Source organism: Agriterribacter sp., assembly GCF_035445465.1.
Lineage (GTDB): Bacteria > Bacteroidota > Bacteroidia > Chitinophagales > Chitinophagaceae > Agriterribacter.
This window is the reverse complement of the sequence record NZ_DAOMQT010000050.1, coordinates 1-22,943: the sequence shown is the minus strand read 5'-3', so window position 1 is coordinate 22,943 and position 22,943 is coordinate 1. Positions and strand designations below refer to the sequence as shown.

18 protein-coding genes are annotated in these 22,943 nt (G+C 37.9%); 1 reads left to right on the top strand and 17 read right to left on the bottom strand.

Annotated elements, in window-relative coordinates; translation table 11 throughout:
* Window positions 1-14 precede the first annotated feature (14 nt).
* Window positions 15-1,376 (top strand): tRNA lysidine(34) synthetase TilS, encoded by a 1,362-nt coding sequence (gene tilS, locus PLE34_RS17770; protein WP_324559144.1) that lies wholly within the window; start codon window positions 15-17, stop codon window positions 1,374-1,376.
* A gap of 124 nt (window positions 1,377-1,500) precedes the next feature.
* Here tilS and PLE34_RS17765 read toward each other — a convergent pair whose 3' ends face one another.
* The 17 genes from PLE34_RS17765 to PLE34_RS17685 form a co-directional block, all read right to left on the bottom strand.
* The gene (locus PLE34_RS17765; RefSeq protein WP_324559143.1) at window positions 1,501-2,493 is read right to left on the bottom strand and encodes a hypothetical protein; all 993 of its coding nucleotides are present in this window, start codon (window positions 2,491-2,493) and stop codon (window positions 1,501-1,503) included.
* 5 nt (window positions 2,494-2,498) lie between these two features.
* Window positions 2,499-3,539, bottom strand: coding sequence for an MBOAT family O-acyltransferase (locus PLE34_RS17760; RefSeq protein WP_324559142.1), 1,041 nt, complete (start codon window positions 3,537-3,539; stop codon window positions 2,499-2,501).
* Between the two features lie 591 nt (window positions 3,540-4,130).
* Window positions 4,131-4,778, bottom strand: a complete 648-nt coding sequence (locus PLE34_RS17755) for a rhomboid family intramembrane serine protease (RefSeq protein WP_324559141.1) — start codon at window positions 4,776-4,778, stop codon at window positions 4,131-4,133.
* 64 nt (window positions 4,779-4,842) lie between these two features.
* Window positions 4,843-5,316: a 23S rRNA (pseudouridine(1915)-N(3))-methyltransferase RlmH gene (locus PLE34_RS17750; protein WP_324559140.1), complete on the bottom strand. Its 474-nt coding sequence runs from the start codon at window positions 5,314-5,316 to the stop codon at window positions 4,843-4,845.
* 70 nt (window positions 5,317-5,386) lie between these two features.
* Window positions 5,387-6,679 (bottom strand): glycosyltransferase family 4 protein, encoded by a 1,293-nt coding sequence (locus PLE34_RS17745; RefSeq protein ID WP_324559139.1) that lies wholly within the window; start codon window positions 6,677-6,679, stop codon window positions 5,387-5,389.
* Window positions 6,680-6,697: 18 nt separating this feature from the next.
* Complete coding sequence (locus PLE34_RS17740) at window positions 6,698-7,702, bottom strand: Gfo/Idh/MocA family protein (RefSeq protein ID WP_324559138.1); 1,005 nt, start codon at window positions 7,700-7,702, stop codon at window positions 6,698-6,700.
* Window positions 7,703-7,713: 11 nt separating this feature from the next.
* The gene (locus PLE34_RS17735; RefSeq protein ID WP_324559137.1) at window positions 7,714-8,400 is read right to left on the bottom strand and encodes an acyltransferase; all 687 of its coding nucleotides are present in this window, start codon (window positions 8,398-8,400) and stop codon (window positions 7,714-7,716) included.
* A gap of 277 nt (window positions 8,401-8,677) precedes the next feature.
* Window positions 8,678-9,847 (bottom strand): hypothetical protein, encoded by a 1,170-nt coding sequence (locus tag PLE34_RS17730; RefSeq protein WP_324559136.1) that lies wholly within the window; start codon window positions 9,845-9,847, stop codon window positions 8,678-8,680.
* A gap of 173 nt (window positions 9,848-10,020) precedes the next feature.
* A complete protein-coding gene (locus PLE34_RS17725) occupies window positions 10,021-11,163 on the bottom strand; it encodes a glycosyltransferase (RefSeq protein WP_324559135.1) in 1,143 nt (380 codons plus the stop codon).
* On the bottom strand, window positions 11,160-12,275 hold the full coding sequence (locus tag PLE34_RS17720; protein ID WP_324559134.1) for a hypothetical protein: 1,116 nt from the start codon (window positions 12,273-12,275) through the stop codon (window positions 11,160-11,162). Before PLE34_RS17720 ends, PLE34_RS17725 begins: the two co-directional genes overlap by 4 nt.
* 145 nt (window positions 12,276-12,420) lie before the next feature.
* Entirely contained in the window at window positions 12,421-13,551 is a 1,131-nt protein-coding gene (locus tag PLE34_RS17715; protein WP_324559133.1) for a glycosyltransferase, read from the bottom strand.
* 75 nt (window positions 13,552-13,626) lie between these two features.
* Complete coding sequence (locus tag PLE34_RS17710; RefSeq protein ID WP_324559132.1) at window positions 13,627-14,769, bottom strand: O-antigen ligase family protein; 1,143 nt, start codon at window positions 14,767-14,769, stop codon at window positions 13,627-13,629.
* 35 nt (window positions 14,770-14,804) lie between these two features.
* Window positions 14,805-15,653: a ParB N-terminal domain-containing protein gene (locus PLE34_RS17705; protein ID WP_324559131.1), complete on the bottom strand. Its 849-nt coding sequence runs from the start codon at window positions 15,651-15,653 to the stop codon at window positions 14,805-14,807.
* 46 nt (window positions 15,654-15,699) lie between these two features.
* Window positions 15,700-17,214 (bottom strand): nucleoside/nucleotide kinase family protein, encoded by a 1,515-nt coding sequence (locus tag PLE34_RS17700; RefSeq protein ID WP_324559130.1) that lies wholly within the window; start codon window positions 17,212-17,214, stop codon window positions 15,700-15,702.
* Window positions 17,215-18,687 carry a lipopolysaccharide biosynthesis protein gene (locus tag PLE34_RS17695; protein WP_324559129.1) on the bottom strand — a complete coding sequence of 491 codons (1,473 nt, stop codon included), beginning with the start codon at window positions 18,685-18,687 and terminating at the stop codon, window positions 17,215-17,217. It abuts the gene before it with no gap.
* 472 nt (window positions 18,688-19,159) lie between these two features.
* The gene (locus tag PLE34_RS17690) at window positions 19,160-21,547 is read right to left on the bottom strand and encodes a GumC family protein (RefSeq protein ID WP_324559128.1); all 2,388 of its coding nucleotides are present in this window, start codon (window positions 21,545-21,547) and stop codon (window positions 19,160-19,162) included.
* A gap of 35 nt (window positions 21,548-21,582) precedes the next feature.
* Window positions 21,583-22,365 (bottom strand): polysaccharide biosynthesis/export family protein, encoded by a 783-nt coding sequence (locus PLE34_RS17685; protein WP_324559127.1) that lies wholly within the window; start codon window positions 22,363-22,365, stop codon window positions 21,583-21,585.
* Window positions 22,366-22,943: the final 578 nt, after the last annotated feature.

Sequence of the window (22,943 nt, the reverse complement as noted above, 5' to 3'; positions counted from 1 at the left end):
TTTATCAACACGATATGAATGACCTGCCTCAATTATTCAGAGAGAACATTCGGAATGCAAACTTGCTTCAACCTGATGGTTTATTGTTACTTGCCCTAAGTGGAGGAATAGACTCTGTGGTTTTATGTGAGCTCTGCCGCTTAACCGGGTTTCAGTTTGCTATCGCTCACTGTAATTTTCAGTTAAGAGGGGAGGAGAGTGAAAGAGATGAGTATTTTGTTAAATCCCTGTCCGGGCATTATCAAGCTGAAGTTTTTGTAAAACGTTTTGAAACAGAAGATTATGCATTAGAAAATAAAATCTCTATACAGGTTGCAGCCAGAATATTAAGATACAAATGGTTTGATGAGCTTGCTGCTGCGCTGGAGACTGAAAGAGATAAACCGGTATATATTCTGACTGCGCATCATGCTGATGATAATATTGAGACAGTACTGATGAATTTTTTTAAGGGAACGGGAATAGCCGGTATAAGAGGAATGCTGCCCGCAACAGGCAGGTTGGTGAGGCCACTGTTATTCGCCCGTAAAAAAGTTCTGATAGATTTTGCCAGGGAAAAGGGGCTGTCTTATGTTGAAGACTCGAGTAATGCATCCGATAAATATTCCCGGAATTATGTGCGTCACCATATCCTCCCAGTAATAGAAGAAAAATACCCTGGTGCTGAAGATAATATATTGGCTAATCTGGAACGTTTCCGGGAGGTTGAGATGTTATACATGCAGTCTATAGCAGTGCACAGGAAGAAGTTAATGGAGCAACGCGGTGGCGAAGTATATATCGCTGTGCAAAAATTGCAAAAAACAACACCACTGAAAACAGTTGTTTTTGAAATTATAAAGGAATATGGTTTTACCGCAAAACAGGCCGAAGAGGTGATTGCACTTCTGCAATCAGATTCCGGTAGATTTGTTTTGTCTGCCACACATCGGATGTTAAGGAACAGGAATTGGCTGATTATTTCTCCTTTACCGCAAAATACTTCATCTGTAATAGTGATTAACGAAGGAGAAAAGGAACGGAGGTTTGAGAGGGGAAAGTTGACCTTGACGTTAAGGGAGATTAAGAAAGGTAGTGAAGAAATACCAGAAATCCAATCGGTTGCCTACCTTGATAGTATGGAAATACGATTTCCGCTATTGTTGAGGAAATGGAAACCGGGAGACTATTTCTATCCACTGGGAATGAGAAAGAAAAAAAAGTTATCCCGTTTTTTTATTGACAGGAAACTGTCACTGTCTGAAAAGGAAAATACCTGGGTGATAGAGATGGATAAAAAGATTTTGTGGGTAGTCAACCATCGAATTGATGACCGTTTTAAAATTACATCCGGAACGCAGCAGATTTTGCAATTGGAAATAAGTATATACAGATAGGTACTATCCTGACTGCAGGAATAAAAATAGAGATTTAACAACAGACCAGTCCATATGGGTTTGTGGCATAAACAATTTTTTTTGTGTAGTGGGTTAGTGATTGGATGGCAATTTGATCGATTTTTTAAAAACTACCCATAGTTTCTTCGAAATTATCCTGTAGCTGCTTATTCAAAATAAATTCACCGATTTTTTCGCTCAGCTTATGTCCGGAATCTTTGTAAAGGTGGTTACCATCGGTAAATTCGTATATGGTAGAATCATTAATGAAGTTTAAGTAGTCAACACTGTTTTTTCTTGCAATATCATTCATCAGAGAATCGAATTGTGGGCATACCTTATTTTCTATATCCTTAATTTTTTCATGAACTGGGATACGGACCAGGAAGACTTCTCCATGCTTACGGAAAAATTCGATTATTTTATTGAGGTAATAAATTCTATCAGAAGACAGGTGAAAATCGGGAGCGGACGGATATTCGTTCTCCAAATCTTTAATTTTTTTTCTAATTCTTTTTTGTACTTCAGTTGAATCCATGCCAACACTAACTTCAAGCCATCCATCATTGTGTAAATAAAGGCTTTCTTTACCTTCCAGGTTCAGGATTCGCAATAATTTGGTCATCCAAATCATTAATAATGGGCTGGAGTAGGAATATAACAGGTAATCAAAATTAGGATGACAGTCTACACATTTTATTTTTCCTAATGAAAGATTATCTTCAGGAAAGATGATCTTATTGTTTTCTTTTTCTTCTTTTAAATAGAGAGTCCAGGGATCTACAGTAACGATAAATATTCCATTCTTTGCGTTTTCATTGAGTTTATTTTTTATTGACTCATAATAAGTAGGGCCATAGGGCGATTGATTGATCGTGAAGGCATAATTAAACATAGTGGTGTGATAGCCACCTTTATTTAATATACTGTCAATTGCTGAAGGTAGTATACCCTGTGCCGCTCTTGATGAACCTACAATCATATTGTTTTGCTTTGGGGTGGTAAAGCGTATATAGTATGGATCGGTTCTCCCATCGGCTATAAATAATGATGACGCGAGCAAAAGAAAAGGAAGGAGTAAAAAAAGCGTACCTCTTTTTATAAATTTTTTTTTCATTATAACTAAAATTGAAAATAAATGAATTCTTGATTTTTTCCATAAGAGAGTAAGATGGAAAACGCTACAGCATAATAAAACGCCCAGCGTACTAGTCTGTGTTGTCTTTGACCTATTTTTTCGATGGCATATTTATTTGATCTGCCTATCCATTCTATTACTAAAAACACCACGATCAGCATAATGCAAATAATTGATTTGAATAATTCCGGATGGGTTAGAAATGGAATGGAAAATAAATCATATGAAAAAATGCCAGATATATAGCTTAATGCATGATGCAAATCGTTAGCTCTGAAAAATATCCATGCAAAAGTGGTTAAAGCAAAAGTGACAAAGAGTTGTACGGCTTCCTTAATGGAAGGAAATAATTTGCCGGATGCAACAATATCAAGATGATTCCTGTTGGTTTTGAGGATAATGGAGGGCATGATATATATTGCATTTAGCAGGCCCCACACGATAAAAGTCCAGTTTGCACCATGCCAAAATCCGCTTACCAGAAAGATAATAAGTGTATTCCGTATTTTTTTATACATTCCTCCCCGGCTGCCACCAAGAGGAATATACAAATAATCCCTGAACCATGTTGATAGCGATATATGCCATCGTCGCCAGAATTCTGCAATATCCCTTGAAAAATATGGATATGAGAAATTTTTCAACAATTCAAAACCCAGCAACCGCGCAGTACCTAATGCAATATCAGTATAGCCGGAAAAATCTCCGTAAATCTGAAAAGCGAAAAGCACTGCCCCCAGGATCAGTGTACTACCTGAGTAACTTTCTGAATTGTTAAAAATAAGATTGACATATACAGCGCATGTGTCTGCGATAACTATTTTTTTAAATAATCCCCATAATATTTGTCTTAATCCATCTACCGCTTTCGTATAGTCAAATGTTCTAATTTTTTCCACTTGCGGCAGAAGATGGGTTGCTCTTTCTATAGGACCTGCAACGAGAAGCGGAAAAAAACTTACAAATAACGCATACTCAACCCAGTTGGTTGTTGGCCTGATTTTTTTGTTATAAATATCAAACACATAGGAAAGCCCGTGAAAAGTATAAAAGGAAATACCAACAGGAAGAATAATATTGAGAGTAGTTAAATGAGCCTTTAACCCTATCGCGCTCATCAGTTCGGCAAACGATTCAATAAAAAAATTATAATATTTAAAAAAGCCGAGAAATCCTAAATTCACAAAGACACTTATAAATAACCATATTTTTTTTTTATCTGAGGATGTTGCGTTAGATATCCTTAATCCGGTAAAATAATCCAGGAATGTAGAAAAGGCTAAAAGAAAGAGAAAGCGCCAATCCCAAAAGCTATAGAATAAGTAGCTTACTAAAAGCAGAAATATATTTTGAAGCGTCAGCGATTTGTTTAGCAGGAACCAGTAAACAATAAATACCAAGGGTAGAAAGATCGCGTACTCAAAAGAATTAAAAAGCATACTTTTAGTTAAAGAGTGACGAAATAATAGCGTTAAAATAAAATTATGTAAAAAAAGATAATATAATTAACCGGTATTAGGTTCATGTAGCTTTTCATTTCCCTAACTGTTATTCGAAACTTGAAGTTAGAAGCTACGGTAGGTGGTAATAGCGGAAGAAGAGGCAACCGGTTCAAATCAGAAGCTGACAAAATATGACTGCACTGCTTCCAGGAAACGTGATAACAAATTCCTTCCAGCAAAAAGCGGCCCGGTTATCATTGGAAAGGCGATGCCGTACACTGCTCCCCATATATGCGCGGAATGATTAATATTACCTCCACCTTTTTTATCTAAGTACGACGATAGTACAAGATATAAAAATCCGAAAATAAATCCTGGTATCATAAACTCTCTTGGCAAAAAAACAAGCCCTATTCCCTGCAACGGGTTAAGAAAGATAAACGCGAATATCACTGCTGAAACAGCGCCGGAAGCGCCGAGACTCCTGTAATGGTAATTATTTTTATTTTTAAAGTAAGTGGGCAGTAAACAAACTACAAGGGCCGAAATATACATGAGCAGATAATACCATCTTCCCGCAGGTCCAAACACTGTCATGAAAAGTATTTCCACATATTCGCCAAATATCCAGAAAGAATACATATTAAAAGCAAGATGAGCAAAATTGGCATGGATGAAGCCACAGGTAAAAAACCGGTAATATTGCTGTCTTTCCGAGATGGCAGGCGGATAAAAAATCAGATCATCCAACAGTTTTTTGTTCCTGAATGCCATTATGGAAATACCGCAGGTAACAATAAGTATAATGAATGTTATGGACATGTTTGCTTTTTACCGAAGGTAAAGGAATCAGGATCAAGCATAGTTATCTTTGGTTAAAATAAGCTTATGCGTGATGATATTTTTCGTTTTTGATGATGGTGCAGGCCCGGTAAATTTGTTCAGCCAGAATCAGCCGTACCAGTTGATGCGGAAAGGTGAGTAGAGATAAAGACCATACAAAGTTGGCCCGGGTGAGCACCGATTCATCCAACCCGTATGCTCCTCCAATTAGAAACGCCAATTGCTTAACGCTTTCATTAGCCCTTGTCTGTATCCACGAAGCCAGTTGAGTTGAGCTGAGCATACTGCCTTTTTCATCCAAAGCTACCAGGTAATCCTCTTTTTTTATGCTTTGCAATATCAAAGCTGCCTCTTTCAATTTCAGCTCTTTTTCAGGCAAGCCCAGCTTGTTTTTGGGAGCTGGAATGATCTTCCATTCCACCGGATAATAATGACTGATTCGTTTGGAGAAATCTTCTATACCCAATTTAAGCATGCCATCATTTTCTTTTCCTATGCTGTACAAGATGATTTTCATTCACTCAAAAGCGCGAATTTAATAATTATGCTTTACGGATTAATGTCATTGCGGAATATGGATTGGATAGCTATTCTTTTGTGAAGCCGTTTGAGGAATATAAATCATCAATAATGTTAAGGTATTTTTTAGTCAAAACATCGTAAGTAAGATTATTAAGCAAATACGCTTTCCCTTTTTCACCCATTTGCTTCAATTCTGTTTTGTTCATCTTACTGAATCTTAATATTTCTTCAGCCATGAGTTCCGGATGATCAGCCTGTATAAATGTGCCGCAGCCTGCTTCATTAATAACACTGTAATATCCGTCCAAAGCAACCAGAATAGGTTTGGAACTTTGCATATAGTCAATCCATTTATTGGGTGAAACGCCATACCTGTAAATAGAATTGCCACCTAACCAGGGATTTACGAGCAGGTCGGCATGCTTCAAAAATGTTCCGACCATTTCTTTATTTGTTTTATCAAAGAAATATACTTTATTGAGATTATCTTCTTTTGCCTCTGCCATTAATTGCTCTTTGAGTGGACCACCTCCAAGAATGGCAAAAGCAATGGGCTTGTCTTTCAGGATTCTGGCAGCATCAATAATCTGGTCCACGCAATTTACCAGTCCTATTGTTCCGGCATATCCTACAATGAAATTATTGTTGCGTATTTGAGAAAAGAATGGTTCATAGGGATCTTTCGCATTGATAGCCACATCAGTATCCGGATCATAGCCCATCGGAACACAGTGTACTTTGTCAGCGTCAGACGGCGATATCTGTTTCACATGCTCTTTTAAATTAGGCATTGAACCTATTATGGTATTGGCATTCCTGTAACCCTTCTTTTCAATGTAAGACAATAATTGAATAAAAATATTTTTTCGATTCCATTTTTTTACTTCTACAATAGTTAGCGGCCAAATATCCCGGACTTCAACAACGAGTTTACATTTGAATTTCCTTTTGAGTACTATACCCGAAAGGAAAGTCAGGATGGACAGGGAAGAAACTATAACTACATCCGGTTTTTCTTTTGCTTTAAAAAAACTCCAGTACAGCAACCTGATTTCGAAAATGAACCAGCTCAGGATTCGTTTTATGCTAAAGCCATATTTTATATCAGCGCCATTTAACATAACCCCTTGAACCCCTTCACACTTGTAATAATATTGGTTCTTTAATCCTATGTCGGGTGACTGGCCGTAGTTAGACGATTTAGCAGCGCGCGAACTGACGAGGGTAACTTTTCTTCCCTTTTTAGCCATGTATTTTGCGAAGAAAAATTGCCTGGTGGGAGCACCGAACAACGGCGCGTTTGCATATTTAGAAATATACCAGATGGTATGCGGTTTCGAGAAACTACTTTTATTCATATTGCTAATTGCAGGTTGTTATTTTAACTGATAGATACGTTCGATAATATCTACAACCTTTAGCCCTTCCAGGGCATTTGTTGTTATTGCTGCTCTTCCGTTTAAAACTTCCACTACATTATCAATAATGTAATGATGGTTTGCTGCCGAACCTTTATAGGCTCCATAATCATTTCCGGGATTGGTTGGAGCTAAAACAGGCATATTGTAATCCTTAACATGGCAAACCTCCACTTTATCCATGTATTGACCACCAATTTTAACCGATCCGTTTTCGGCTATAATGGTCATAGAACTTTCCATGTTTTGATTCCATACGGCGGTTGAGTAATTAATGGCACCCATCCCGCCATTGACGAAATCAAAGCTTACAAAACCACTATCTTCAAAATCGGTTGAATGCGAATGATTGTGATCCGCAAACTTGGCCTGAATATTTCTAATATCTCCAAATAGCCAATACATGATGTCAATGAAATGAGAAAACTGAGTGAATAATGTTCCTCCATCTAAGTCTTTTTTCCCATGCCAGCTTTCGGGTTTATAATAACGATCATCACGATTCCAGTAGCAGTTTAATTGCACCATGAATATTCTTCCTAATATGCCTGTTTCGATAAGATTTTTAATCCATTCGGAAGGGGGAGAGTATCTGTTCTGCATAACCGCAAATACCAGACGCTGAACCTGCAAAGCTTTGAATATGATGTTTTCGGCGTCCTGTTTTGTAAGCGCCATTGGTTTTTCAATCACTATGTGTTTTTTTGCCGACAGGCAGGTCATGGCCTGCTCGGCATGAAAACCGTTAGGGCTGGCAATATTAATAACGTCAGCATCAATTTTTGAATCCAGGAATTCATCCAGCGACCTGAAAAAAGGAACATTATAGGAATTCATTCCTAATGAACTTTTTTCTTTAATATCCACTAACGCTACCAATTCGCATTCTTTATTTCGAACAATCATTTCAGCATGCCTTTTTCCAATATGGCCACAACCGATAACAGCAAATTTAATTTTCATATTTTCAGACGTTATTTTGAAATTTTTTTTACAATATTATTTTCCAACTGATATTGTTGTCTTGTTTCGGGGCAAATGGCTATATTCCTTACATCAAAATGCAGGCGATGACCATATTCACTTACCCAGCCAATCTGCTTAGCAGGGTTACCAACTACCAATGCATAATCGGGTATTGTTTTCGTAACTACTGCACCCGCACCTACCATGGCATATGCACCAATATCATGTCCACAAATTATAGTGGCATTAGCTCCTATTGATGCTCCCTTACCCACATGGGTGTTTAAGTATTGTCCTCTTCTATTCACTGCACTGCGGGGATTTATAACATTTGTAAATACCATAGAAGGACCTAAAAATACATCATCATCGCAGATGACACCTTCATAAACTGACACATTGTTTTGAATTTTTACATTACTTCCCAGGATAACACCTGGAGAAATGACAACGTTTTGTCCTATGTTGCATTTGTCCCCTATTCTGCAATTGGGCATAATATGAGAAAAATGCCATATCTTAACGTCTTCGCCAATTTCTGCTCCCTCATCAATAATCGCAGAGGAATGTGCATAGAATTTTTTTTTCATAAATATCAACAACAAATGATTGACAGGAATCTGACCGGGGTAAATATCACGAAATGCTAAGAGAATGAAAAATAACATCGGTTTGGGACAGGATGTAGTTTTCAACGTTTTAAACCGACCATTCTCGCCCGGCAATAGAACGATTTTTTGATAATTATAGTATAAGTTTTTGTAGTTTGTTAGCCAGGAGGCGAAGTTGAAGAGAGATGGTGACCAGTGCAGGAACTTATGTTTTCGTATGAGCAATAATACAGTTGCATGCTGGCATTTGATCCTTTCCGCAACAATTAATCTGGTCTATTCCAAATAGACAAATACTTTCCAAAAAATTCCTGTACTAAGCAATGAGTATCTACAATAGCCATAAGTTGTACAATAATTCTTATTGATTTTGTAAATGATCAATGAGAGCGAGGTTGGCGTAATATTCCATTTCCTGGGTATAACTTTGCAATAGATCCTGGCGGCGGAGCGCAAAATCCAGGTAGATGTTCAGGGTTTGTTGGTCAAACATCCCCAATAAGACCCAGCCCTCGCACTGGGAGTTTCCCCATCCGGGTCTGCTTATAGAAGCTGTTCCATCAACATTGTCACTGAAAGTTACCGTACTTTCCTGGAACATGACCTCTTTAACGGTATTACAAAAATCCCGGATATTTTCGGCAGTCCAGTTGGGGTTATTGTATCTTTTAGCTGCGGCAACATATGCGATAACATGATTACCATGAGAAACATCCTGAATAGTAGATGGAGATGCTGCTCGAGCCTGAGTGCCCTGTACATCATCCCAGGTAGAATTCCAGGTATAAGCATCAGGAAAGTTAGGGTTGTATTTGAGGTTTCTTTTTAAAAGCAGGTCAAACATATTCACTACATCCTGACATTGGGTTTTAATTACCGGCTTATCTGTAAGTTCTTTAAGAAAAAGTGCGATATGAGCCCAATGAGAAGCCATGTGGGTCCTTGATCCCAGGAGGGTTGCATAAGGAACCGCATTACTTATCATGCTCCTGCTGATCCATTTTTCCCATATATTTTTCTCAATGAACTGAAGGGTGGTATTAAACCAGTCCCTGTTCTTGTCTGAACGGTTAATCCATCCATTTTTTTTGATTTCATATAAAAACTGGACAATATAGCGAAACAAATAGCCTTCATACAGCTCTGTTTCGCTGTAATAAACGGAGCCTGTGCCAAGAGTCTTGCATATCCAACCAAGATAGTCATCCCTTAATTTATATGTATTCCCTGGAATTGATTTTGATACGGCAGCAGTAGATAATACGTTATTAATAATTCTTATTTCATCGTTCAAGTATTCTTCATTTTGCGTGGCTATATAGATGTTCATCAAAGGCGACACAATATTGTTTAAACGCATGAAATCATATTGGTTTCCTGAAGTACTTAATTGCAGGTAGTATTCCCTGAAAGTAGTTTCAGCCCTGCACAAACTGGTATATTTCTGATCAAAATAATTTATCCATTTTTTTTGAGATTGGACATTTGAATAAGTGCACAAAGCTAATATTACTATGAGCAATGGTTTCATAAGTATTTGAATGATGTGAAAAACTTATCGGGTTCAGGTATATGAATAGTCACATGTTCCAATGTATAAATGGATTTTATTCTCTTACACAACAATCGGGCCGGGAATGCCATTATGAATTCTATTAAAGTAATGCATAATATTGAAATAAATAAAACTTCTCAAAGTAGTGATTACTGATGTTCGTAAATAGCTAAGTATTCTTTGGCAATCAACCGCCAATCGTGGTTTTGTTTTATTAATGGAATATTAAATTCATAGCTATCGAAATTTTCATAGAGCAGTCTTAATTTTTCTTTTATTTCTTCGGCATCTCCAACAGTTACTGCTTCTCCGATTTTTTCATCATAAAAGCCATCAATGCCTTCATTTTTTTGATACAGAATGGGCATACCCTGTAACAAAGCTTCTACATACACCAGTCCAAAGGTCTCATATTTGGAAGGCATGGCAAAAACATCACAATTTCTGAAGCATTTCAGCAATTCGTCTTTATCAAAAATCTGTCCATAGTACTTAAATACATCAGGATATTGTTCCACATTGGTTATTACCTCTTTTAATTTCCTGCCTCCTCCTCCAACAATATGTAATTTGATGCTTTTGTTATTTTCCTGGTTCAGGAGTCTGACAGCGTGCTGCAGTGCTACTATATTTTTACTTTTCGTGAATTTTCCAATAAATAAAACATTGAAAATTTTGTCAGTACGGGTTTTGGGCGAGCTTATTGTATTTGCTATCCAATAAGGATCTACTCCATTGGGTATGGTCTTTATTTTTTTCTCCAAATCGCTTTTTATACTTTGAAGAGAATTTTGGGACAGAATTCTCTTCTTATACGAAGCTGCTATCAGAATTACTCTTATAGCCCGGTTAAGTATTTTTCTTCCAAAAGGTCTTAAATAAAACAGCCTTTTCTGAAAGAGATTCAAGTCTGTATTTCTGATCGCTGTTATATAAGGAATATTGTATTTTCTTGATAAAAAGTAAGCCACACCTCCATCGCTATACCAGGTATGGGCATGAATAAAATTAACCTGGCTGAGGTCTATTTTTCGCTCTATATCCCTCAGGATTTTTTTAATCTTTAAGGGATAAATTATTCTGTCCGTGGTTTTATTGAGTATATGAGAATAAATGATTTGAGAAGATGCATTTTTAAACCCAATTTTATTTTTATCAATCAAAGAAGCATTCCTTACAGGGCAATAAACGATTTGAGTCAGTCCTTCTTGGTCTAAAGCGGCAACGAGATTTTTGTATACCGCGGAGCCTGCGTAATCGTTAGCTAAATGTAATATCTTTAAGCTATTCATTTGTTCCGTTCAATTTTATACAGGTTGGCTTTAAACTGCAATTCCTGATTGTATTTTTTTAGCATGCCGGTCTTCTCAAATTTCTGAAAAATTGCTTTTATCTCTTCATTGCAGGCTGCCAGTTTCACCCAACCATCGGCCACAAAATTTCCCCGGCCTGTCCGCTCCGTACTGGCAGAGCCATCTACATTATCCCGAAACCTGTTGCTTTGAGCATCGTAGATAATTTCTTTTAACGTAAAAGATAACCTTTTAATATCATCAATGGTCCAATCTTTATTCCCCAGTGTATATGCTGCAATAATATAGGAAACAACATGATTTCCATGAGAAACATCCTGAATGAGGCTTTCTGATGATCTGCCTGCAAAAGTGCCTTCCACGTTATCGTAGGTCGAATTCCAGATATATCCGCCCTGCCGGACTTTCAGATTTCTTTTCAAAAGGGTATCATATTGCTGTATCAGAAATGCAGTTTGCGATTTAATCTCCGTGTTAGCTGTAAGCGCATTCAGATACAATGCTAATCCTGCCCAGTGAGAACCCATGTGGGTTCTGCTTCTAAGGAAATACCGGTAGTGGTTCTTAAAAGATGAAAAACTCCTTTCGTACCATTTGGTCCAGATATGCTTTTCAATAAACGCCAAAGTATTAGTCCACCAAACCTTATTATTATCTGTTTTTTCTATCCAGGCTGAATTCCTGATGAGATATAAAAACTGCATGATATAAAAAAAGGAATAGCTTTCATATAATGGTACTTCTTTATGATAAGTGTCGTTGTTGGCTAACGAAATCCAGGATTTGAATTCATCTCTGAATATAAGATTTTCCTGAATGTCTGAAGAGATTTGGGACGTTTGAATCAGATTGTTTATCAGAACTACCTGCTGATTAATCCAGTATCTTTCACCGGTAGCCTGTGTTATGGCATTAATAGCGTCAATGGTCTTTCTCAAAGCCATAAAATCAAAGGCATTGCCACTCCTGCTTTTATCCCATGCCATTTGCTCCTCAGTGATACCGTTTTTATTTGGACGGTTATACATGGCATAAATCGGGTTGCTTTTATCAATAACGCTTTCATTTTGTGAAAGGCACGAAACAGTCATAAAGAAAAACAGGCCTGTGATCAGGATTGTCTTTAACCTAAAACTTGTCCGTTCGCTGAGCCACATAAAATACAATTCGTCTCCCTGTTGTTTTATTTTTTTATAGGAGCTTTTCAGGGTATGAAGGTCCGTAAATCAGTTATCATTAATTTTCCTTTGCTGTTTTTGTCAGCAATGAACTTATTTTTTGTGCTCTGTTTTTCAGGGATTGTTCTCCTATTTTTAGTTTTAAATTTTTTTCCATAGATATGCGGGCTGCTGGTTGGTTTTTCAATTTTTGGATAGCTTCGGCTATCTCATGTATACTTAATGGATTGACTAATATGCCTGTTGTTTTATCAATTTGTGTCTCTACGCTGGTTCCCAGGGAACTGATAACAGGAATGCAACAGGCTTTTGCTTCCTCAATGGCATTGCAGTGTCCCTCACTGAGGGTAGGGAGTACAAAAATGTCGAAGGCATTATAAATTTCCGGCAATTGATAATTGGGTACAGGGGGAATGCTTTTTGTAAAATCATTAGGAGTTAAACCTCCTTTTCCGCCCACGCAAACCAACTGGATGTCCTTATCGTTTAATTGTTTTATAGCTTCAATAATCCGGTTAGGTCCTTTACGATGAATAAAATTCCCTACAAAACCCACAACAAATTTTTGACTTGAAATACCTAATTTTTCTTTGCAAGTCTCTTTGTGTAAAGGTTTAAATAAATCATAATCCACAGCATTGGGGATTAGAGTCATAATATTTTCACTGAAACCTAAATCAACCAGGCCTTTTTTATTGGTTTCTGATACGCAGATAATATGACTTGTATTTTCTGCTAAACATTGCAGCTCCTTTTTCCGTTCACTATGAGCAACAGCATATCCGGATTCGCCTGAAGCAATCACAAAAGGAATGGAATGTTTTTGAACATAAGAAAGACCAGGCAGGGCATTAGATAAAAAATGGGCATATATTATATCGGGCTTAACCGGCAAACGGATCAGGCATCTGTGCACGGCCTTAGCCATGAGATACCGGCTCCATGCGCCGGTATCTAAACCCAGAATCTTCCTGTTGCTAAAAGAAAAATACAGGGGTCTGTACACTTTACATCTTTCCTTGCCATACCCTCCTATAAATTTTGATTTCAACAAATGGTGCATTCTGAAAGGTGCGATTACTGAAATTTGATGATAATGGCTTAATTCCTGAATCAGGTTATAAACAAATACGCCTTTGTTTGGAATCCTGTCAGAAGGATAATTATCCGAAAGAATTACCAGTTCCATTTAGTTTTGTTTTTTCTGGTTTTTGATGCAAGATATGAAAGATATGTCTGTATTTGCGTGCCAACATACTTCTGTCTACACATTATCTTCATGAGTAGCTAATAAATAAGGAAGAATCAAAAACTGCATGTAGGCAAAAGTGCTCAAATACCAACGGGAAGTAAGAGAGGTAATACAAGCTATGCTTACTACCAGGATCAAAATTACCTTTTTATCTCTCGACCAGTTTTTGTTGAAAACCTGTTTAAAAAGTAATCTGAATAAAGCAAAATAAATCATGAAACCTAATAACCCGAAACTTACCAGCATATCCACCCAGTCGTTATGCGATACATGAACGGAATGCAAGCGGGAGGCATTATAACCAAAACCAAACAAATAGCGGATCAGGTTATCTGCATCGTACCATACTTTTAATAAGGTTTCAACCAGCATATCTCTTCCTGACGACTCTCCCTGTAACATTCCTTGCATCCGTTCTATCAAAAACTGGTTTTGTGTATACAAATTGTATCCGAAATAGCTCACACCAAAGAGTAAAACAGCGGAGAAAATATATCTTTTAATTTTTGATTTGCTTTCAGAAGTATATATATATTCAAATACAAATAGTGCCAGCGCTACAATGCCACACAAAATAGCGGCCCTCTTAGCACTTTGAATCATAAAAAACCAAATAATCATTAAAAATAATAATGAAAACAACTTTTTTTTGAAGAAAAACACAAAAGGCAACAATCCGATAAACATATATATGGTATTGTCAACTACATCTTCGTTCATTTCTTCCAATCGAAGTTCATGTATAGAGCGAATAAACTTCACCACTAAAACTGGCAGCAGAAATAAAAAAAATGCAATCAGATGGTTGCGGGTTAAAATCCCTTTCTCTGAAAAATAATAAAAAGGGAAAAAAGGCAGAAAGTTGAGCAACACCATTTTAATAAGACCGTACTGGGTATAATCATCGTAAAGCAAAAAATAAAATGAGTTCATTATAGTAAAAAGCAACCAGACTGTCATAAAGCCGGTAAACTTTTTTTTACTGAGCAGCATTTTGATAAGGTAATAGAACGAAATACCAAAAATGAAGACCAGCACTGCCAGACCAACTCCTTCTCCATCAGGAAGCACTACACCCTGTGAGTAATACAATGCAGCCAGAATTAGCAGCGTATAACAATAGAATTTATCTATAAGATTCCTTTGAGATTTCATTTCTAACACCGTGTAATTAGGGTTCTAAGCAATTGTCAACCTTGATTTGCAACATCAAGCATTTTGTTCGCAACAGTATAAGCTTCCTTTTTTGAAAAAATGCCGTTGTTTACATGAGGCCAAAAACGAAGATCATTCACCCGTTTAACCATTCCTATATTGCAATCAACAACAACGGGAATATTTTGATATCCTATAGCTGAAAGCGCATAAGCCCTGTGCTTGCCAGATTTTACAATAAAACACCAGTCATTATTTTCACCGATTAAAAAATATCCTTTAATCGCCCCGTCGGGCAGATATGGATTTTCTATATATCCCTGTTTTTTAATGTTCTCAAAAGTTTTTACCAAACGTTTAAATTCGATTTCTCCTTTTTCCGTATCAACCGGGCCAAAATCTGTATAACCTGCAGATATATCAATTTGTTTCCCTTCCTGCCTGTTCTCATTAAGGGCAACCCTTTCTCTTGTCTTTATTATTTCATCAGCAGTCTGGTTATCCCAGGGGAGAAGATATCCATGGGCAGGTATTTGTTTTAGTACTTCATTATCGCTTAGCCTAAGCACTTCACAAGCATTATTGGGCACATAACTTTTGTAATATGCTTTAATAGCAGCAGAATCATAACCGGAAGCTTTGTTATTGCTGTAGTCAACAATTGTTTTCACAAAGGGATTTTTACTTTCCTCAAGGGTGTTCCACAACTGGGTACGACACTTCGAAACAGGAATATCCATTAACACAGACGGAATCAAGCCGATTTTGCCTGTTGTATAGGCAACTTCGAGCGGATGAATGATCTGTCCCCTTAAATTAATTAAAGTTAATTTTCTTAATTGAAATCCCCTTTTTCCTAACAAAGACCTTATAAAGCTAACCATCTATATAGTGCTCTGAAAACATTTAATATAATACAATCCACTTCGGTTAATTTTTATTTATCTGTTCCGATATCGCTTCTAAAATCATTCCTTTTATTTCGTAAACCGGTTTATCAATATCTAAGGTCATAACCTCAGTTGGAAAATCAAAATGAAGACTGATAATCCCATTTTGCTTTTTAATGATTTCTTCTCTACTCATTTCCTGTCTTCTGGAATGTAATACTTCTACGGAACCAATTAGCTTTATTACTAAATTGGGATAGATTTGTTTTGCAAGTTTATAACATGAAAATTCATATTTTGCCAATGACCTCAAAATAAAATTTGAGCTATTGACATTTGCATATAATTTAGGTCCATCATTATATCCCAACGTACTGGTTTGCGGATAGCGATCACAGATTACTATACCCCCTCGTTTTCTTTCCTTATCAATACGTTTGAGCCTGTTCTTCTTTTCAAAGGCTAAAGAAATAGCCTTTATGGAAAGTATGAGCTGCTTTGGCAGGCTATTTTGAGTGTTATCTTTTTTTATTTCACTTTCTTTTTCTTTTATCGTTGTTTTATGTCTGGACTTTCCGGAAGAACTCAGTTTTGATCCCAGTTGAACAAGTGCTTCAATCGCTTTTCTTTGCAAGCTTTTTACGCCGTCTCCGGAACCCATGTACATAAACAATACATCTACTTTTTTAGACAACTCCTTCGTAATCTCTTTGGTTTGGGTTGATTTGCCTGCTCCGTCGGACCCCATCAAACAAAGCACAACACCCCGGTGGGGCAGGCTTCTTTTGGAAACGCTGACTGATACCCGAAAGAGTTTCCCGACTTTAATTTGTAAACGTTTTACAAAATGTACAACTTTAAGATAGCTAACTCGCCGAGATGATAAAATTCTATGCCCTGCAAAATACGGCTTTAACAATTTTTTTAAAGACATAAAAAGCTGGTCGTTGTGGCTTTCACCAAGCCTGATTGCTTCAATTAGCAGTCCCATTTCATTGCCCAATGCGGTAGAAGCAAAAAGTTTTAGTTTTTCTACATTGATCTGGTTATATAGCCATTGTGCTTCGAGGTTAAAATGCTTAGCAATATTTTTATTTGATTTGTTGTTTGTTATATCATGTTTAAATGCCGTTCTGACCACAAGCAATAAATATTCGATTTCAGGGGAGGATGTATAAATATTAAAACTTTCATCAAATACTCTGTTTTTTAAAATCAGCTCTTCCCAGGGCATACGATAGCTCTTGATGCCTACCTCGCCAATGTCTAAATTAAAATGGGTATGTACATGCACGATTTTTCCCGCTTCTTTATCAAAACCAATATAATCTACTATCCCTTTATATTTACGATACCATACTGCTTCAAACAAATGGAACTTATTCCTTTTTAAAATTCCAATTACCCGCTGCTCCTCATTTTTATCAAAAAGAATATCCAAATCCGTATTGCCATTCACTGCGGCTTCTAAATGCTCATTGCTTTTCCAATGACAATAGTGTATGCCATCGGAATTTAAATCATTTAATAACTGATTAACAATCTGTAAAGGCATTTATGATCTTTTAGTAATTTTATTAAGAACCCCTTTAAAAGGTAAAACAGCTAAAAAGCTTAGTTTTTTAGAAAAATAATAGAACAGCACCATTACACCTATCCCATAAATGCCATAAGAAAATAACAGTATCATAAAATCAGATGCTATGAATTCACGCGCCAGAGAAATAATCGCGATAAAAAGAAGAGCCAGCAGTACGGCTATATGCAGTTCTGACAAAGTTCTTTTTAAAAAATATACCCAGTTTATTTTTAAAATATTAAGGCTTAGATGGATCATCAATATGTAATTCATTGTCACTGCAAATAAGGTTCCGAAGGCAACTCCTATGATCCCCCAGCGGGATCCTATATAACACCCGAGTATTACACAAACAGCATATACAAACTGACGCTTGGCCCTGCTATATACATTGCCGGTAGCCCTGCTTAAGCAATCACCCATTTTATATCCCATTCTAAATATCAATCCTGCGGTTAAAATCTGAAGCGGAATAACTGTTTCACCCCATTTGCTGCCCAATAAAACATTAATTATTTCTTTTGAGCTAAAAATTAAAACACAGGATATGGGGATACACAGGAACGAGATCATCTTAGAGCCATTAATAAATGCTTCTATTAATCTGTCTGGCTGGTTTTGCCGGGCGGCCATTGCCGGAAATAGAGCTTTATCTATTGAATCGCCAATCAAGCCAACCGGTTTAACCATTATCGCATATGCCCTGCTGTAAACCCCTAATGCGTCTGGTCCCAAATAGCGTCCGGTAATGATATTATCCCCTTGCAGGGCCAAATAATTAAAAAGTTTCGCAATGGTAAAACCTCCGCCATAATATAGTAATTCCTTCGCTTCCTTTTTACTAAAAGAAGGCGTTATAGAGTGTTTACATTTTATAAAGGAAAGGATACATTTAAGAAGAGACTGTATTAGTTGCCCGATAATAAGAGACCATAATCCGAAACCATAATAAGATAGTACAATTGCCACTATACCATAACCCACCAAATAAGAAATAAAGCTTATTTTAACCAATACTTTTTGCTTCATCTCCCGGAGTAATAAAGATTGAGAAACCGTAGTTATTCCCTCAATTATAAAAAGTATAGCTACTACTTTAAGCACGTGTTGCAGTTCCGGCATATTAAAGAAATTGGCTAATAAGCCTGAACATAGAAATACAATCAGGAAAAACACTACACTCAAGATCAGTGAAATGGTAGAAGCCACCCTAATATGTATTGGAGTTAGATTAGCTTTTTGAACTAATGCGGGGCCTACTCCCATTTGACTCAACAATTGAGAAAGTCCTACTACTACTAAAGCGGATTGCACTATACCAAATTCGGCTTTTGAAATCAATCTGGCAAGAACAAACAGCACACCCAATTGCAGGAATGTTTGAAATATGGTGCCGCCAAATTGCCAAAAAAATCCTTTAAAAGTTTTATGCGTTAAGTTTTCTCCCATTTAAGTGTTATTATTTCCCCATCAGGCTGTATTTTAATATCCCTTATTCTTTATCATGATATTGCTTATACCGCTCCACAAACTTTTTAACTCCATTCATCTTCGGGTTGGATATCCATCATGCTTTTTTTCGCTGCCGCTCCAGTTTTTCTCCAGCGTTTCTATAAATTCCATCAAAGAAACCGGCGAGCCATTCCCAATAGTAAACAACTGATAGTAAGGCTTTTCTCCTTATTTTGCAGGCGGATTATTCAAAGTGATGATAATGTCTGCAACATTCCAGGATATTCACAAAGCACACGATATTGCTATAAATATACGCTTCGGGGTTTTCTAAGCTGTAACGAACGCCCTTTTTATAAGGCATAATAATTCATAAGTATCACTTAACGTAATGAATAGCAAGTTTATGTTTCAATAAGGGCCATTATTGTGAGATATTTTGTTTATTTAGATAAGCTATACAATCCGCTTACCTCTGCCACCATTTTTTCTTTTTTTGGGGTGCGTCGAAATATTCGGTGTATCCGTAACCGTAATTTTTATAGTTGCCGTAGCGGTTTTTTTCACCTACTCTGTTGATGACAATATACAGAAGTTGAGTAGGGTTATTGGTTATTTTTTTATTGAGTTCCTGCAGCACCCACTTGAAAGTAAATCCCTGCCTGAGCACCACGATGCTAATATCGGTGTGGGCAGCCAGCAGCGAGGAGTCGGTAACGGGCCCGTAAGGGGGGGTATCAAAAATAATGTAATCGAATTTTTTATTAAGCTCTTCCATCAGATTTTTCATGCGCTCTCCAAGGATCAGCTCGGCGGGGTTGGGTGGTATAGGTCCTGCAGGCAGCAACCAGAAACGTTGTTCAAAGCCGGTCACTTCATGTAGGATATCATCAATGGCAGCAGTACTGCCAGCCAGGTAATTACTGATGCCCACTTCGGAATGGATATTGAGCGCTGCGCTGAGGCGTGGTTTACGCAAATCAAACTCAAGCACAACGACCTTTTTATTAAGCAGGGCATAGCTGGCAGCGAGGTTGAGGCTGGTAAAGGATTTACCCTCCTCCGGACGGTGGGAGGTAACTAATAAGACCCTAGGGGAATGCCCGGGTTTGGTAAAGCTGATATTGGTTCTTATACCCCTGAATTGCTCGGCAACGATAGAACGGCTTCCTTTTTGTACCACGATAGGAGAAGTATCTTTTTTAACGTAGGAAATTTCACCTAGCACAGGCAATTTACAGTTTTGCTCCACCTCATCTTTATCCTCAATTTTATTGTTAAAGAAATTGATAATATAAATAATACCTATGGGAATAATCAGTCCAAGTAAAAAAGCGATAGTTAGGATAAGTACCTTTTTGGGGCTTACGATGCCGGCACTTCTGGGTTTTTCAATGCTCCTGGAATCGGGAATAGTAGAAGCCAATGTGATAGCAGACTCCTCTCTTTTCTGGAGAAGCAAAAAATAGAGCTGTTCTTTTACTGACTGATCGCGCTGTATCTGCACCAGGTTTTTTTGTATTTGCGGTATGTTCCTGATGCGGGCATTAAGCTCGGCATCTTTCCGGGTAACGTCATGTAAGGCGATGCGGTAAGCCTGCTTGAGGTTGCCAATGTTGGTGATCAGGCTAACCCTGAGGTTAGCGATTTGGTTGGCGAGATCAACAGGGATAGGATTTTTGGGTCCGAGCCTTTCTGCCTGGCGCTCCCTTTCGAGCACCAGCCTATTGTGGGTCTGTATCATTTCAGCCAGGGAGGGCTCAGCGATGCCGGAACCGGAAGGCACCAGTTTGGGGTTGTCCTGGTTAGCTTTGAGGTTGCTTTCCAGCGATTCAAGGATACTTAGCTGGGTTTGCTGTTCAGCCTTTTGGATGTCAACCTGCTTGGCCTGCTCCATATATTGCTGTGCTTCTACCGAAACATCGGTGATGCGGTTACTGCTTTTAAATCGTTCCACCTGCCCTTCCACGCTACGCAGCTCGTTTTCTATAATAGCGAGCCTGTCGTTTAAAAATTCGAGGGTATTGTTTGTAACCTTGTTTTTATCTTCCAATGCCTGTTGGTTATAAATATCAATAAGGGCATTCAATGAGGTTTGTGCCCTCCTATTGTTGTGATTGGTAAGCTCCATATTGATAATGGTTGCTGTTTTGCTTGCCGGTTGAACCTTAAGGGCGGTTGAATAATTGTCAACAGCAGCTTTTACGGGCTTTATATATATCAAGTAGTCATCAGCCAGGTTAGTGCTGTCGGTATTTGCTTTAAAAGCGGGGTTGTCTGTTATCTGGAGGAGCAGCCCATTAATGGAGTACCACCTGCCTCTTGTAACGGGCAGGTTTTTATTGCGTGCACCATAATCGAGGTGCCATTTGCCGTTAAGCTCCCTGGCAAGACCCCATTGCAATGCCTGGGTAATGGTATCGGGGTTGGCAATGCGAATGATCACCGGCGCCTCTTTATCAAATACGGATCTGGTGGTAAGGCTGCCTTTGCTTTTTATATCAAGGAAGAGTTGTTCTTTTCTCACCACGTCTTCCATGAGGTCATAGCTTTTAAGCACCTCAATTTCATTGTCAACAAGCTTACCCCCGCCACCGAGATCCAGTTCTTTAAGCAGCGGGTTATCGAGCAGCCCCCCACCGCCCTTTTTTTCATCCTTGATCATGATGGAAGCCGTAGCTTTGTACATGGGCTCGGCATAGCGATTATAGAGCCACGCAATGGTTACGGCTATTATCAGGGATAAAGTGATCCATGGCCAGTGACGCAGGATCTTAAACAACAACTGCCTGATGTCTACTGACTCTTCCGGCAGATTATTCTGCAGTGTAGTGGGAAAGTGGGTATTATTTTGCACAGCTAATACGGTTTTAAAGAGTGTAAATAAAGTGTCTAACGGAGGCGGGTAATAGCTACAATGATGAGGGAGAGGATACTGACAGCCGCGGGAACAATAATGTTTAACCCCTCGGCCTGCAATCCTTTTCGTTTGCCAGGCTCTACGAGTACTACATCATTTTGGCGGAGGTTATAATAAGGGGAACGCATCACGCTGCTGTTATTAAGGTTAAGATGAGCTACCTCTACTTTGTCGGCAGCTTTGCGAATAACCTTTATATTGGTTCTTTTGGCAAAAACAGTAAGATCTCCGGCCATCCCAATAGCTTCAAGCACATTGATTTTTTCTCCCGCTACCTGGAAGGTGGAAGGTCTGGCTACTTCACCCATCACGGTAACGCGAAAGTTGATAAGGGTAACGCTGATAACGGCATCTTTTAAATATTCACTAACTACTGCTTTGATTTGAGCTTTAGCCTCATCGGTACTTAATCCTGCCACTTTCACATCTCCGATTACAGGGATGGTAATATTGCCCGAAGGCGATACGGTATAAACGCTTTGCATGTTCTGAGTGCTATTGTTGCCGGTAATAACTGCCGAACCCATGAGGTTGAACAGTTGGGAAGCTTCCGGGCTGATGCTGCTGATGACAATCTGCAACTGGTCGTCGGACTGCAGGCGAAGGGGGTCAAAAGCGGCTGTTCTTACCTGCTGCACTTTGGCATCCTGCTCGGAATTCAAATCTTGGAATAATGCCAGTTCCTTACCCGTGCGGCACGAACTGAATAAGAGCAGAATAACTACAATAAAGGAGAGAAATTGTAATTTATACATAATAGATGAATGTATGTTTAATGAAGTTAATATAGTTTAAAAGTAAGAAGACGTAGCACTGCATGGCTTTTTAATTAAAAATAGTACTTTTCTACCGGCAATAATTTACAAAGCTTCGCCCTCTCAGCCCCATTTTAATGTTACTGATATTCAGAGCAATAACGCAAGTTTAGCATCAATATGGTGCAATATCCATATCTTTTTATGGTTATTATAAACTAATAATAAAGTGAAAAAGACGGGCAGGCTTTCTTTTTCAAATCTTACTAGTTATAAATGCATTCGAAAAATATTTTTTGTACTTGATTTATAGAGGATATTGGGATATGGGAATATCCGCTTACAGAGGCGCAAAGATAAAGCTAGTTTTAAAATCCTGTAGTATATTGTTCTGAATTTATTATATATCAATATTATAGAAGGAAATAGTATAGTTCGGAAGAGTTAGATTTTTAAAGCAAGTGGTAAGCAAGGAGAGAAAAGAGTAAATTATAAAAAAAATTCGCGTATTACATTGGTTTACAAAAAAATAGTGCAAGTAATAATAAAAGGAATAATATTGGGCAATAAATTTGCAT

Excerpts from the sequence above, each read along its gene's own strand:
- PLE34_RS17720 (WP_324559134.1), bottom strand. The coding sequence starts at position 12,275 with ATGACTGTTTCGTGCCTTTCACAAAATGAAAGCGTTATTGATAAAAGC.
- PLE34_RS17740 (WP_324559138.1), bottom strand. The coding sequence starts at position 7,702 with ATGAAAATTAAATTTGCTGTTATCGGTTGTGGCCATATTGGAAAAAGG.
- PLE34_RS17685 (WP_324559127.1), bottom strand. The coding sequence starts at position 22,365 with ATGTATAAATTACAATTTCTCTCCTTTATTGTAGTTATTCTGCTCTTA.
- PLE34_RS17725 (WP_324559135.1), bottom strand. The coding sequence starts at position 11,163 with ATGAATAGCTTAAAGATATTACATTTAGCTAACGATTACGCAGGCTCC.
- PLE34_RS17730 (WP_324559136.1), bottom strand. The coding sequence starts at position 9,847 with ATGAAACCATTGCTCATAGTAATATTAGCTTTGTGCACTTATTCAAAT.
- PLE34_RS17750 (WP_324559140.1), bottom strand. The coding sequence starts at position 5,316 with ATGAAAATCATCTTGTACAGCATAGGAAAAGAAAATGATGGCATGCTT.
- PLE34_RS17695 (WP_324559129.1), bottom strand. The coding sequence starts at position 18,687 with ATGGGAGAAAACTTAACGCATAAAACTTTTAAAGGATTTTTTTGGCAA.
- PLE34_RS17705 (WP_324559131.1), bottom strand. The coding sequence starts at position 15,653 with ATGGTTAGCTTTATAAGGTCTTTGTTAGGAAAAAGGGGATTTCAATTA.
- PLE34_RS17765 (WP_324559143.1), bottom strand. The coding sequence starts at position 2,493 with ATGAAAAAAAAATTTATAAAAAGAGGTACGCTTTTTTTACTCCTTCCT.
- PLE34_RS17745 (WP_324559139.1), bottom strand. The coding sequence starts at position 6,679 with ATGAATAAAAGTAGTTTCTCGAAACCGCATACCATCTGGTATATTTCT.
- PLE34_RS17715 (WP_324559133.1), bottom strand. The coding sequence starts at position 13,551 with ATGGAACTGGTAATTCTTTCGGATAATTATCCTTCTGACAGGATTCCA.
- tilS (WP_324559144.1), top strand. The coding sequence starts at position 15 with ATGAATGACCTGCCTCAATTATTCAGAGAGAACATTCGGAATGCAAAC.
- PLE34_RS17755 (WP_324559141.1), bottom strand. The coding sequence starts at position 4,778 with ATGTCCATAACATTCATTATACTTATTGTTACCTGCGGTATTTCCATA.
- PLE34_RS17710 (WP_324559132.1), bottom strand. The coding sequence starts at position 14,769 with ATGAAATCTCAAAGGAATCTTATAGATAAATTCTATTGTTATACGCTG.
- PLE34_RS17700 (WP_324559130.1), bottom strand. The coding sequence starts at position 17,214 with ATGCCTTTACAGATTGTTAATCAGTTATTAAATGATTTAAATTCCGAT.